This window comes from Streptomyces sp. NPDC019224, from assembly GCF_040632605.1.
Classification (GTDB): domain Bacteria; phylum Actinomycetota; class Actinomycetes; order Streptomycetales; family Streptomycetaceae; genus Streptomyces.
Window position 1 is genome coordinate 142,805 of record NZ_JBEYCF010000005.1, and the last position, 12,638, is coordinate 155,442.

The 12,638-nt window shown below is 72.7% G+C and carries 11 protein-coding genes; 7 read left to right on the forward strand and 4 right to left on the reverse strand.

What is annotated here, in order from left to right:
- Positions 1 to 80 precede the first annotated feature (80 nt).
- On the reverse strand, positions 81 to 923 hold the full coding sequence (locus ABZ564_RS05335; RefSeq protein WP_360849743.1) for a siderophore-interacting protein: 843 nt from the start codon (positions 921 to 923) through the stop codon (positions 81 to 83).
- Between the two features lie 77 nt (positions 924 to 1,000).
- A complete protein-coding gene (locus tag ABZ564_RS05340) occupies positions 1,001 to 1,909 on the reverse strand; it encodes a 5'-3' exonuclease (RefSeq protein ID WP_360849946.1) in 909 nt (302 codons plus the stop codon).
- Positions 1,910 to 2,169: 260 nt separating this feature from the next.
- Here ABZ564_RS05340 and ABZ564_RS05345 point away from each other — a divergent pair, with 260 nt between their 5' ends.
- The 3 genes from ABZ564_RS05345 to ABZ564_RS05355 all read left to right on the forward strand — a co-directional run bounded on the left by ABZ564_RS05345 (position 2,170) and on the right by ABZ564_RS05355 (position 6,641).
- On the forward strand, positions 2,170 to 3,297 hold the full coding sequence (locus ABZ564_RS05345) for a glycine betaine/L-proline ABC transporter ATP-binding protein (RefSeq protein WP_360849746.1): 1,128 nt from the start codon (positions 2,170 to 2,172) through the stop codon (positions 3,295 to 3,297).
- On the forward strand, positions 3,290 to 5,923 hold the full coding sequence (locus tag ABZ564_RS05350) for an ABC transporter permease/substrate binding protein (RefSeq protein ID WP_360849749.1): 2,634 nt from the start codon (positions 3,290 to 3,292) through the stop codon (positions 5,921 to 5,923). The genes ABZ564_RS05345 and ABZ564_RS05350 overlap by 8 nt, the downstream gene beginning before the upstream one ends.
- Positions 5,924 to 6,095: 172 nt before the next feature.
- A complete protein-coding gene (locus ABZ564_RS05355) occupies positions 6,096 to 6,641 on the forward strand; it encodes a helix-turn-helix domain-containing protein (protein ID WP_360849751.1) in 546 nt (181 codons plus the stop codon).
- 27 nt (positions 6,642 to 6,668) lie between these two features.
- Here ABZ564_RS05355 and ABZ564_RS05360 read toward each other — a convergent pair whose 3' ends face one another.
- The gene (locus tag ABZ564_RS05360; RefSeq protein ID WP_360849753.1) at positions 6,669 to 7,817 is read right to left on the reverse strand and encodes a TDT family transporter; all 1,149 of its coding nucleotides are present in this window, start codon (positions 7,815 to 7,817) and stop codon (positions 6,669 to 6,671) included.
- 71 nt (positions 7,818 to 7,888) lie between these two features.
- On the opposite strand from ABZ564_RS05360, the gene ABZ564_RS05365 reads away from it, so the two are divergent.
- The 3 genes from ABZ564_RS05365 (at position 7,889) to ABZ564_RS05375 (ending at position 10,365) form a co-directional block, all read left to right on the forward strand.
- On the forward strand, positions 7,889 to 8,824 hold the full coding sequence (locus ABZ564_RS05365; protein WP_360849756.1) for a LysR family transcriptional regulator: 936 nt from the start codon (positions 7,889 to 7,891) through the stop codon (positions 8,822 to 8,824).
- 81 nt (positions 8,825 to 8,905) lie between these two features.
- Positions 8,906 to 9,406, forward strand: a complete 501-nt coding sequence (locus ABZ564_RS05370; protein ID WP_360849949.1) for a GNAT family N-acetyltransferase — start codon at positions 8,906 to 8,908, stop codon at positions 9,404 to 9,406.
- Positions 9,403 to 10,365: an aminoglycoside phosphotransferase family protein gene (locus ABZ564_RS05375; protein ID WP_360849759.1), complete on the forward strand. Its 963-nt coding sequence runs from the start codon at positions 9,403 to 9,405 to the stop codon at positions 10,363 to 10,365. The genes ABZ564_RS05370 and ABZ564_RS05375 overlap by 4 nt, the downstream gene beginning before the upstream one ends.
- On the opposite strand, the gene ABZ564_RS05380 is transcribed toward ABZ564_RS05375, so the two are convergent.
- The gene (locus ABZ564_RS05380; RefSeq protein WP_360849763.1) at positions 10,345 to 11,070 is read right to left on the reverse strand and encodes a gamma-glutamyl-gamma-aminobutyrate hydrolase family protein; all 726 of its coding nucleotides are present in this window, start codon (positions 11,068 to 11,070) and stop codon (positions 10,345 to 10,347) included. The two genes, ABZ564_RS05375 and ABZ564_RS05380, sit on opposite strands and share 21 nt — an antisense overlap.
- Before the next feature lie 109 nt (positions 11,071 to 11,179).
- Between ABZ564_RS05380 and ABZ564_RS05385 the strand changes: the two genes are divergently transcribed.
- On the forward strand, positions 11,180 to 12,547 hold the full coding sequence (locus tag ABZ564_RS05385) for a glutamine synthetase family protein (RefSeq protein WP_360849767.1): 1,368 nt from the start codon (positions 11,180 to 11,182) through the stop codon (positions 12,545 to 12,547).
- Positions 12,548 to 12,638: the final 91 nt, after the last annotated feature.

Sequence of the window (12,638 nt, forward strand, 5' to 3'; positions counted from 1 at the left end):
GGCGAACAGCCCTGGCGCGCTGCGGTGACGCGACTGTGCCCCGGTCCGCCGGACCGGGGCACAGTGAGGGCGTGGGAAGGTCAGGCCGCGCCCTCCTGCTCGCGCTCCACCTGCTCGTTCCACTGGCGCTTGACGGAGCGCCAGGACTCGTCGTCGTGGCCGAGCCGCCAGTAGCCCGAGATCGACAGCTGGGAGAGGGGGATCCCGCGCTCCAGGCGCAGGTGGCGGCGGATCTCCTTCACGAAGGCCGCTTCGCCGTGGACGAACGCCTGGACGTCGCCGGGCGGGAACTCCAACTCCTTCACCGCCGCGGTGAGCGCCTCGCCGACCGGGCGGCCGGACCGGTGCAGCCAGGTGACCGCCACGCCGTCCGGCGTGGCGATCTTCTGCTCCTCCGCCGCGTCCTCCACCTCGACGAACGCGTGCACCACCGCACCCGCCGGCATCTGCTCCAGCGTGGCGGCGACGGCGGGCAGGGCGCTCTCGTCGCCCACCAGCAGGTGCCAGTCCGCCGAGGCGTCGGGGGCGTAACCGCCGCCGGGCCCCAGGAACGTCACCTGGTCACCCGCCTTCGCGCGCGCCGCCCAGGGCCCGGCGAGGCCCTCGTCGCCGTGCACCACGAAGTCGATCGCCAGCTCCCGGCTGGTGGCGTCCCAGGAACGCACCGTGTACGTACGGGTGGTGGGCCACAGCTCGCGCGGGTACTCCTCGCGGATGCGGGCGACGTCGAAGGGGTGGGCGTAGTCCGCGCCCTCGGGGGCGAAGCACAGCTTGACGTAGTGATCGGTGAAACCCGCGAGGGCGAAATCGGCGAGACCGTCACCGCCGAGCACCACCCGGATCATGTGCGGGGTGATCTGCTCGGTGCGCAGGACCTGCGCCCCCCGAGCCTTCGGTGCCCGCCGCTCCGGTCGTTCTGCCACGAGGTCTGCTCCCTGCTGCCGGAAATTGGGGACCGCCGGCCGGAGCCGACATTCTTAGGGTGTCCTAACCTAACACCTCAGGGGTGCAGTACGTCGAGGAGGCGTCCCACCGCTCCGCCCAGCCCCCACCGGACCGCGAGGGCCTCCAGGGCGGCCGGGTCGCGCGGTCCGGCGGGCAGCGCCGGGTCGAAGTCCGGCAGCGGTACGTCACCGGCGACCCGCACCACCTTCGGCGCCACGGCCACATAGGCGCGGGCCTCGTCGAGCCGCTTGCGCTGCGAGGGCGTCAGCCGGGCCGCCGGATCGTCCACGGCGGCCATGATCCCGGCCAGGTCACCGAAGGCGTCCAGCAGCTTCGCCGCCGTCTTCTCGCCGATGCCGGGCACGCCGGGCAGTCCGTCGCTCGGGTCACCGCGCAGCAGCGCCAGATCCACGTACCCCGGGCCGTCGACCCCGTACTTCTCGCGCAGCCACGCCTCGTCCGTCGCCTGGAGGGTGCCGACCCCCTTCAGTGGGTAGAGCACCCGCACCCCCCGGGCGTCGTCCACCAGCTGGTAGAGGTCCCGGTCGCCGGTGACGATGTCGACCGGCCCGGCCGCCCGGCCGGTCAGCGTGCCGATCACGTCGTCCGCCTCGTACCCCTCGACGCCCACCCGGGCGATGCCGAACGCGTCCAGCACGTCCGCGATGACCGGCACCTGCGGGGCCAGCGTGTCCGGCGTCTCCTCCTCGTCGGGCACACCCTCCCCGGTCTCGACCGCCACGCGGTGCGCCTTGTACGAGGGGATGAGGTCGACCCGCCACTGCGGCCGCCAGTCCGCGTCCCAGCAGGCGACGAGGTCGTCCGGCCGGTGGTCCTGCACGAGCCGGCCGATGAAGTCCAGCAGTCCGCGCACGGCGTTGACCGGCGTCCCGTCCGGCGCGCGCACCGAATCGGGCACGCCGAAGTAGGCGCGGAAGTAAAGGGAGGCGGTATCGAGGAGCATCAGGCGTCGCGTCACACGCCGATGATGCCGCACGGCGCCGACAGCGGCCGCCGCGGACGCGGTTCCCGGAAAACCGGCCCGGTCGGTGTGATCCAAGCCACTGTCGTGTTTGCTCCGGGTAAGCGGGGGCAGGCGCGGCATCGGAGCGGACCACGTTGCGTTTTCAACCAGTGCACGTGCCATGCGGACGGAATCCGTACCGCTCCACGGTCTGCCGGCGGGGGTGGCAGACCGTTTTCGGTTCAACGCGTGAGGTGTATGTGTCCAGGCTGCAGGCCGAGCACTTGTACAAGGTGTTCGGCAGACGACCCGATCAAGCCGTGCAGAAGCTGCGGAGCGGCACCGGCCGCGACGCGCTGCGCGCCGACGGAACGACCGCAGCGGTGATCGACGCGTCGTTCACCGTGGAGCCGGGGCAGATCTTCGTCGTGATGGGTCTGTCCGGCTCGGGCAAGTCCACGCTGCTGCGGATGCTCAACGGCCTGCTGGAGCCCACCTCCGGCCAGGTGCTCTTCGACGGCCAGGACCTGACCGCCCTGAGCCCCGCGGAGCTCCGCCACGTCCGCTCCACCAAGATCAGCATGGTGTTCCAGCACTTCGCGCTCTTCCCCCACCGGAGCGTCCTGGAGAACGCCGCGTACGGCCTGGAGGTGCAGGGCGTGCCGCGCGGCGAGCGCCACCGCCGCGCCGCCGAGGCCCTGGAGCTGACCGGCCTGGCCGGCTGGGAGAAGTCCTGGCCCGACGAGCTGTCCGGCGGGATGCAGCAGCGCGTGGGCCTCGCCCGCGCGCTCGCCACCGACGCCGACCTGCTGCTGATGGACGAGTCCTTCAGCGCGCTCGACCCGCTGATCCGCCGCGACATGCAGGACCAGCTCCTGGAACTGCAGAAGCGGCTGAAGAAGACCATCGTCTTCATCACCCACGACCTCAACGAGGCCATGCGCCTCGGTGACCGCATCGCCGTGATGCGCGACGGCGAGATAGTCCAGCTCGGCACCGCCGAGGACATCCTCGTCACCCCGGCCAACGACTACGTCGCCTCCTTCACCCAGGACGTGGACCGCTCCCGGGTGCTGACCGCGGGCGCCATCATGGCCGAACCGCACACCGTCATGGGCGCCCCCGACGACGACGGCAACGAACTGCGTACCCCCGCCGACGTGCTGCGGGCCGCCCCCGCCACCGTCACCGAGTCCACGCCGATCATCGAGCTGTTCACGCCCTGCTCGCAGAGCGGGGTCGCGGTCGCCGTGACCGACGACAAGGGCAAGCTCACCGGCGTCGTGCCCCGGGCCAGGCTGCTCGCCGTGCTCGGCGAGCCGATGACCCCCGCCGGCGCCCCGCAGGACGCCGCCCCGACCTCCCCGAAGAAGGTGGCCGGTGTTTAGGCTCCCTCTCGGCGACTGGGTCGACTCCGCGGTCGACTGGCTCCAGACCCACCTGGCCTGGCTCTTCGAGGCCATCAGCTCCGTGGTGAGCGGCATGTTCGACGGCATCGCCGCCGTGCTCTCCGCCCCCGCGCCCCTGCTCTTCGCGGGCATCGTCGCCGTCATCGCCTGGTGGCTGCGCGGCCTGCTCGCCGGTGTCCTGGCGTTCGTCGGCTTCGCCCTCATCGACTCGGTCGAACTGTGGGACGAGGCGATGGACACGCTCACGCTGGTGCTCGTCGCCACGATCGTGACGCTGGTGCTGGCCGTTCCGCTCGGCATCTGGGCGTCCCGCTCCAGGACGGTGAGCGCGGTGACGCGGCCGGTCCTGGACTTCATGCAGACCATGCCCGCCATGGTCTACCTGATCCCCGGCGTGATCTTCTTCGGCGTCGGTGTCGTCCCCGGCATCATCGCCACCATCATCTTCGCGCTGCCCCCGGGCGTCCGGATGACCGAACTCGGCATCCGCCAGGTCGACGGCGAGCTCGTCGAGGCGGCCGAGGCCTTCGGCACCACCTCCCGCAACACCCTGCTGCGGGTCCAGCTGCCGCTGGCCCTGCCCACGATCATGGCGGGCATCAACCAGGTCATCATGCTGGGCCTGTCCATGGTGGTCATCGCCGGCATGGTCGGCGGCGGCGGCCTCGGCGGCTCCGTCTACCGCGCCATCGGCAACGTCGACGTCGGCCTCGGCTTCGAGGCCGGTGTCTCCATCGTCATCCTGGCCATGTACCTGGACCGGATGACGAGCGCCCTGGGCCGTGAGGTCTCCCCGCTCGCCCGCCGCGCGCTCGCCAAGGCGCGGTCGATGGCCGGCGGCCTGAAGATCTGGCACCACCGCCCGCAGCCCGTCGTCGCCGTCGCGGGCGTCGTCGCCCTCGCGCTCGTCGCCGGCGGCATGGGCGTGTTCGGTTCCTCCGACGACGAGGCCGCCGCGGCCTCCGACCCGGCGAACATCGGTGCCGGCAAGAAGATCAGCATGGGCTACATCCCGTGGGACGAGGGCATCGCCTCCACGTTCCTGTGGAAGGAGCTGCTGGAGCGGCGCGGCTTCGAGGTCGACGTCAAGCAGTACGAGGCCGGCGCGCTGTACACCGGCATGGCGAGCGGCCAGATCGACTTCCAGACCGACTCCTGGCTGCCGGTCACCCACGCCTCGTACTGGAAGAAGTACAAGGACCGCCTGGAGGACGTGGGCTCCTGGTACGGCCCCACCTCGCTGGAGCTGGCCGTCCCCTCGTACGTCAAGGACGTGAAGTCCCTGGCCGACCTCAAGGGCAAGGCGTCGCGGTTCAAGGGCCGGATCGTCGGCATCGAGCCGAGCGCCGGTGAGATGGGCCTGCTCAAGGACAAGATCCTGCCCGGCTACGGCCTGGACGAGGAGTACAAGGTCGTCGACGGCTCCACGCCGTCCATGCTGGCCGAGCTGAAGCGCGCGTACGCCAAGAAGGAACCGATCGTCGTCCCGCTGTGGTCGCCGCACTGGGCGTACGACCAGTTCGAGCTGACCAAGCTCAAGGACCCCGAGAACCTCTGGGGCAAGGGCGACGGCATCCACACGCTGACCCGCAAGGGCTTCACCGGGGACAACCCGGAGGTCGGCAAGTGGCTCAAGGACTTCCGGATGAGCGAGGACCAGCTCACCAGCCTGGAGGCCCAGATCCAGAAGAGCGGCTCCGGCAAGGAGCAGGAGGCCGTCCGCACCTGGCTGAAGGCCAACCCGGACGTCGCCGGCAAGTGGACCCCGGTCAAGAAGTCCGCCTCCGCCGAGGGCGCGAACGGCAAGGACGAGCGCGACCGCACGGTCGAGATGGCCTGGTTCCCCTGGGAGGAGGACATCGCCGCCACGTACCTGTGGAAGGCCGTCCTGGAGGACCGCGGCTACAAGATCGACCTCAAGCAGTTCGAGGTCGGTCCGATGTACACCGCGATGTCGCGCGGCCAGCTCGACGTGCAGTTCGACGGCTGGCTCCCGTACACCCAGAAGAACTACTGGGACAAGTACGGCTCCCAGCTCACCGACATCGGCTCCTGGTACGGCCCGACCTCGATCGAGGTCGCGGTGCCCGACTACGTCAAGGACGTGAAGTCCCTGGCCGACCTCAAGGGCAAGGCGTCGCGGTTCAAGGGCCGGATCATCGGCATCGAACCCGGCACCGCCACCATGGAGAACCTCAAGAAGAACGTGCTCCCGGCCTACGGCCTGGACGACGAGTACAAGGTCGTCGACTCCTCGACGCCCGGCATGCTCGCCGAGCTGAAGCGCGCGTACGCCAAGAAGGAGCCCATCGCCGTCCTGCTGTGGACCCCGCACTGGGCGTACAGCGAGTACGGGATGACCAAGCTCCAGGACCCGAAGAAGGCGTTCGGCGAGGGCGACCGGCTGCACACCATCGCCTCCAAGGAGTTCCCGGAGAACTACCCGCGGCTGACGAAGTGGTTCAAGGACTTCAAGCTCAGCGAGGACCAGCTCGCCGGCCTGGAGAACCAGATCCAGAAGCTCGGTACGGGACACGAGGAGGAAGCCGTGAGGGCCTGGATGAAGAAGAACCCGGGCATCGCGGACAAGATGGCTCCCCAGTAGGAGCCGCGACCGGCCCCACCGGGGCCGCAGCCCAGGAAGGGGTGGGTCACGCCGACGGTGTGATCCACCCCTTCCGGTGTCTGCGCGCGGTCATTTTCCGGGCTGTCCTGCCGTAACGGTGTGCGCGAGGCGCCCACAACCGGAAGGATGGCGAGTCGGGAGGGAGCCGGACATGGACGAGAAGGAAACACTTCGGGTGGGCGCCGCCGTCCGCCGACAGCGCAGATCCCTGGGACTCACCCTGGCCGCGGTCGCCTCGCGCAGCGGTCTTTCCGTACCGTTCCTCAGCCAGATCGAGAACGAACGCGCCAGACCCAGCGCCCGGTCGCTCGACCGGGTCGCCGAAGCGCTGGAGACCACCCCCGCCCGGCTGCGCGCCGCGGCGGACTCCGCACGCGCCGTCGACGTCGTGCGCGCCGCCCGGGAGGACGGGGCGCACCGGGTGGTGCGCGGACGCCACCAGCTCAGCGCCCTGGAGTTCAGTGGGGAACTCGACCTCGGGCGCGAGTTCCAGCACCGCAACGACGAGATCATGTACGTCGCGGAGGGTGCCGCCGAGGTGGAGGCCGAGGGCCGGGCCTACCGGCTGGTCCAGGGCGACACCCTGTTCCTGTCCGGCGGGGTGCGCCACCGTTGGCGGGCCACCCTCCCCGGCACCCGGCTGCTGTGCGTCGCGGTGGCCGAGCACATCGACGCCACGTCCGACCCCCGGCGCTGACCACCCGCGGACCGCCGGCCGGGACGCTCAGGCGGTACGGGCCGCCACCGGGGCGGGTCCCCGCGGCGGCGCGAGCAGCACCCCGCTGAGCAGTCCGCGCGCCGTGCGCACCCCGGCCACCGCCCAGGCCGACACCAGCAGCACGTACAGGGCGACGGCCAGCCAGGTGAACGCGGTCAGACCGGTGTGCCGGGCCAGACCCGCGGCGCCCGTCACGCACGTGCCGACGGGGAACGTGAAGCCCCACCACGTCATCGAGAACGTCATCCCGCCCCGCACCGCCCGCACCACCAGCGCCACCGCCAGAGCCAGCCACAGCAGGGCGAACCCCATCACCGGTACCCCGTACAGCACCCCGAAGGCGCCCAGCGCCGAGGCGTACGCGCCCCCGACCGCACCCGGCGCCACATCGGCCAGCGCGTTGACCGCGGTCGTCGACTGCCCGAGCGGCCCGAGCACCAGGAACAGGGTCGGCGTCAGGGCGAGCGGCAGCGGCCCCCGGTGCACCAGGCGGCCGAAGACCAGCGGCAGCATCACCAGCGTCGCCAGCAGGCTCAGCCCGAACATCGCGTAGCAGCCCAGCAGCAGCGCCTCCCGCCCCTGGCCCGCCGGCAGCTCCGCCACGAGCAGCGGGCCGAGCGCGGCCGACACCATCGGGGCCACCACCGGCAGCAGCCACACCGGGGAGGCGGTGCCCGGTTCCGGCCGGTGGCGCACGATCATGAGATACGGCACCGCCACGGCCGCCACCAGCCCGGTCACCGTACCCGCCGCGTACAGGACCACGTCCAGCGCGAGTGCCGCCCGATGTCCGATGACGTCCTTGCCCACGGTCATGCCGGAGCCCCCGACCGCCAGCAGGGCCATCGAGAGGCAGCCGTAGAACGGTGCGACGGTCAGGTCCGCGAGATGGGCGCGGGCCTGGTCGCGGTGGGCCGCCCAGTGCCCGGCCCGGGCGGCCAGTACGGCGGCGAGGAGCAGCGCCGACAGCATCCACACCACCGTGCAGGCGCCCCGCAGCCCGGGGATGTGCACGGGCAGCGCCACACCCGCGCTCGCCACGATCGCGGTGCCCATGACGGTCGCGTACCAGTTGGGGCCGAAGTGCCGCAGGGAGGGCCGCCGGACGGTGCCGGAGTGCGGGGAACGGGTGCGGATCCGCGGATAGATGGCCATGCCATGATTCTTCCGGTCCGTGCCGGGACCCCACCAGGGAGCGCCGCTCTATGAGGTCATAAGCTGGATTTATGTCCAGTGAACCGCCCGCCCCGCTGTCCCACCGGGTGCCCGACCTCGGCGCGCTGGAACTGCTCCTCGCCGTCGCCCGGCACGGCAGCCTCGGCCGGGCCGCCCGCGACGTCGGCATCACCCAGCCCGCCGCCAGCAGCCGCGTCCGCTCGATGGAGCGGCAGCTCGGCCTCACCCTCCTCGACCGTTCGCCCCGGGGCTCCCGCCTCACCGACGCGGGCGCTCTCGTCACCGACTGGGCGCGCCGGGTCGTCGAGGCCGCCGAGGCGTTCGACGCGGGGGCCCAGGCCCTGCGCGACCGCCGCGACTCCCGGCTGCGGGTCACCGCCTCCATGACCATCGCCGAATACCTGCTCCCCGGCTGGCTCATCGCCCTGCGCGCCGAGCGGCCCGGCACCGCGGTCTCGCTGCTCGCGGGCAACTCCGCGGTGGTCGCCCAGCGGCTGCTGGGCGGCGAGGCGGACCTGGGCTTCGTCGAGGGCCTGTCCGTCCCGGAAGGGCTCGACGGCACGGTCATCGCCCACGACCGCCTCGTCGTCGTGGTCGCCCCCTCCCACCCCTGGGCCCGCCGCCGCACCCCGCTGACCCCGCCCGAACTGGCCGCGACCCCGCTGATCCTGCGCGAGCACGGCTCCGGCACCCGCCAGGTACTGGACGCCGCGCTCGCCCTCCACGGCCCGCTGGCCCCGCCGCTCCTGGAACTCTCCTCGACCACCGCCGTCAAGGGCGCGGCGGAGAGCGGTGCGGGCCCCTGCGTCCTGAGCGAACTCGCGCTCGGCGAGGAGCTGTCCGCCCGCCGCCTGGTCAAGGTCCCCATCGCGGGGGCCCGCCTGCGCCGCCAACTGCGCGCGGTCTGGCCCTCGGGACACCGGCCCACGGGCCCGGCCCGCGACCTGCTCGCACTGACCCGGTCGGGGGCACCTGCCGGCTCCTGAAAATTGGGGCGACGCGCGCACCGAGGAACGGCACCCTTGCGGGTCACGGCACCTCAGCGAAAGGACCCCTTCGTGAGCCCCATGAGCACCACGCCGCACCTGCGGCGGGCGGGCGTGGACGACGCCGCCGAGGTCACCCGGCTGCGCCTGGTCATGCTCGCCTCCCTCGGTGACGTCCCGGAGGCCGACTGGACCTCGGTGTGCGAGGCGTACTTCCGCGAGCGGCTCGGCACCGACCCGCACTTCGTCGCCTATGTGATCGACGCCGGCGACCGGCTGCTGTCCAGCACGGTGGGCCAGTACATGTGGTCCCTGCCCCGGCCCGGCCGCGCCCCGTACGCCGGGCACATCGCCTCGGTCGCCACCGACCCCGGCCACCGGCGGCAGGGGTACGCCCGCCGGACCTTCCGGGCCGTCCACGACCACCTCGTCGAGGCCGGCTGCTCCCGGATCAGCCTGACCGCCACCCCCGAGGGGGAGGGGCTCTACCGCTCCCTGGGCTACGGTGACCCCAGCGGCCCCATGCCCCTGACGTGGACGGCCGACCACGCGCCGGACGAGGCGGGAAGGACGCACCGATGACCGCCGCCGCCCCGCCCGCCCAGGGCGTCCGCCACCACTGGGCCGACCTGCCCGCCGCCGTCCGCAGCGGCGTCGAGGACATCCTCGGCGCCCCGGTCGTCGAGGCCCGCACCCAGAACGGCGGTTTCTCGCCCGGCGTCGCCGCCCGGGTCCGGCTCGCCGACGGCGGCCGGGCCTTCGTCAAGGCGGTGAGCGCCGAGGTGAACCCCGACAGCCCGGACATGCACCGCGCCGAAGCCCGCCTCACGGCGTGCCTGCCGGCCCGTGCCCCCGTGCCCCGGCTGCTCGGCTCGTACGACGACGGCGGCTGTGTCGCCCTCGTGCTGGAGGACATCGACGGCCGGCAGCCCGGCGTGCCCTGGGACCGGAGCGAGCTGGACCGGGTCCTGGCGGCGGTGGGAGACCTCGCGGGCCTCCTCACCCCGGCCCCGGCCGATGTGCCCTCCGCGACCTGGGGCAAGTCCTCGCTGTTCGACGGCTGGCGCACCCTGCACGCGGCCGGGGACACTGCCCGCCTGCACCCCTGGGCGGCCGGCCGGCTCGCCGCCCTGGCGGAACTGGAGACCGGCTGGGAGGAGGCCGCCACCGGGGACACCCTCGCCCACGGCGACCTGCGCGCCGACAACATCCTGCTCACCGAGGACCGGGTCGTCTTTGTCGACTGGCCGCACGCGGTACGGGCCGCGCCCTGGTTCGACCTGCTGGTGATGCTCCCGTGCGTGGCGGCCCAGGGGTACGCCTCCGCAGAGGGCGGCCCCGGCCCGGAGGCCCTGTTCACCGCCCACCCGCTGGGCCGGGACGCGGACCCCGAGGCCGTCACCGCCGTACTCGCCGCCGTCGCCGGCTACTTCGCCGAGCGCGCGCTGCGCCCCGACCCGCCCGGCCTGCCGACGCTCCGGGCCTTCCAGGCGGCCCAGGGTGCCGCCGCCCTGGACTGGCTACGCCACCGGCTCGGCTAGCCGCGCCTCCCGGGCCGGCGCGACGGCCTCCACCAGGCCCCGCACCACCCGGAGGTCGTCGCCCATCTCCGGATGCCACTGCACGCCGAGGACCCAGTGCTCACCGGACAGTTCGACCGCCTCCACCGTGCCGTCCGCCGCGTGCGCCGACGCCACCAGGCCGGCGCCGATCCGGTCGACGGCCTGGTGGTGGTACGTGGGGACGGCACACACGTCCGGCGCCAGCGTCGCGTACCGGGTGCCCGGCACCGGCGTCACCGGATGCGAACCGAACACACCCGCCTCCCCGCCCGGGCCGCCGTGGCCGTCCAGATGCTGCGTCAGGGTGCCCCCGCACACCACGTTCAGCAGCTGCATCCCCCGGCAGACCCCGAGCAACGGCGTCCCCGACGCCAGCGCCGCCCCGATCAGCGCCGCCTCCCAGGCGTCACGCTCGGGCGCCGGCGGCCCGGTGCGCGGGTCGCGCCCGGCCCCGTACCGCGCCGGGTCCACATCCGGACCGCCCGCCACCACCACCGCGTCCAGCCGGGCCACCGCCTGCCCCGCGGACTCCGGCGCGTCCGGCGGCAGCAGCACGGCCAGGCCACCCGCCTCCCGAACCATCCGGGCGTACCCGGCGGGCAGCAGCGCCGCCGGCAGGTCCCACGCGCCCCAGCGCACCGAAGCCTCCAGGTACGTGCTGATCCCGACCAGCGGACGATTCAAGGTGTCCTCCCTCGTACGGCGCGCGGAACACCCCGGCACCGTACCCACAACACCCGCTCTCGCCATAGATTTGTACGCGCCTGCCGGCCCGCGAGGAGAGGACCCGCCCGTGTCCGACCGCACCGCCCCGCTCGCACTCCCGGACCTGCGCCGCCTCGTGCACAGCGGGGAGATCGACACCGTCGTCCTGGCCTTCCCCGACATGCAGGGACGGCTCCAGGGCAAACGCTTCGCCGCCCCCTTCTTCCTCGACGAGGTCGTGCGCCACGGCACCGAGGGCTGCGCCTACCTCCTCGCCGTCGACACCGACATGAACACCGTCGACGGCTACGCCATGTCCTCCTGGGACAACGGTTACGGCGACTTCGCCATGCGCCCCGACCTCACCACCCTGCGCCGGGTGCCGTGGCACGAGGGCACCGCGCTGGTCCTCGCCGACCTCGCCTGGGCCGACGGCTCGCCCGTCACCGCGGCGCCCCGGCAGATCCTGCGCCGCCAGCTCGAACGCCTCGCCGAGCACGGCTACACGGCCCACGTCGGCACCGAACTCGAGTTCATCGTCTTCAAGGACACCTACGAACAGGCGTGGGACCGCGGCTACCGCGACCTCACCCCCGTCAACCAGTACAACGTCGACTACTCCGTCCTCGGGACCGGCCGCGTCGAGCCCCTGCTGCGCCGCATCCGCAACGAGATGGCGGGCGCGGGCCTCGCCGTCGAGTCGGCCAAGGGCGAGTGCAACCCGGGCCAGCACGAGATCGTGTTCCGGTACGACGAGGCCCTGGTCACCTGCGACCAGCACGCCGTCTACAAGACCGGCGCCAAGGAGATCGCCGCCCAGGAGGGCATGGCGCTCACCTTCATGGCCAAGTTCAACGAACGCGAGGGCAACTCCTGCCACATCCACCTCTCGCTGCGCTCCACCAACGACCCCGGACGCTCCGTCATGGCCGGTGAGGACGGCGCCATGTCACCGGTGATGCGGTACTTCCTGGCCGGCCAGCTCGCCGCCCTGCGCGATCTCTCCCTCCTCCTCGCGCCGAACATCAACTCCTACAAGCGCCTGCGCCCCGGCTCCTTCGCCCCGACCGCGGTCGCCTGGGGCCACGACAACCGGACCTGCGCGCTGCGGGTCGTCGGCCACGGCCCCTCGCTGCGCTTCGAGAACCGGCTCCCCGGCGGCGACGTCAACCCGTACCTGGCCGTCGCCGGACTCGTCGCCGCCGGCCTGTACGGCATCGAGCACAAGCTCGAACTCCCCGACCCCTGCGAGGGCAACGCCTACACCGCCGCCTACGACCACGTGCCCGCCACCCTGCGCGAGGCCGCCGCGCTCTGGGAGGAGAGCGAGATCGCCCGGGAAGCCTTCGGCGAGGACGTGGTGGCGCACTACCGCACCATGGCCCGGGTCGAACTGGACGCCTTCGACGCGGCGGTGACCGACTGGGAACTGCGCCGCTCCTTCGAGCGCCTGTGACCCGAGCGCTCCTCCCGCGTCCGCTGTGAGGCCCGCGTGACCCGACCGCATCCTCGTACACCTGTGAGGCCCGCGTGGCCCGACCGCATCC

What these genes read in the sequence shown, in the direction of transcription:
- ABZ564_RS05340 (WP_360849946.1), bottom strand. Translation starts at nt 1,909, where the DNA reads ATGCTCCTCGATACCGCCTCCCTTTACTTCCGCGCCTACTTCGGCGTG.
- ABZ564_RS05355 (WP_360849751.1), top strand. Translation starts at nt 6,096, where the DNA reads ATGGACGAGAAGGAAACACTTCGGGTGGGCGCCGCCGTCCGCCGACAG.
- ABZ564_RS05360 (WP_360849753.1), bottom strand. Translation starts at nt 7,817, where the DNA reads ATGGCCATCTATCCGCGGATCCGCACCCGTTCCCCGCACTCCGGCACC.
- ABZ564_RS05365 (WP_360849756.1), top strand. Translation starts at nt 7,889, where the DNA reads ATGTCCAGTGAACCGCCCGCCCCGCTGTCCCACCGGGTGCCCGACCTC.
- ABZ564_RS05370 (WP_360849949.1), top strand. Translation starts at nt 8,906, where the DNA reads ATGAGCACCACGCCGCACCTGCGGCGGGCGGGCGTGGACGACGCCGCC.
- ABZ564_RS05375 (WP_360849759.1), top strand. Translation starts at nt 9,403, where the DNA reads ATGACCGCCGCCGCCCCGCCCGCCCAGGGCGTCCGCCACCACTGGGCC.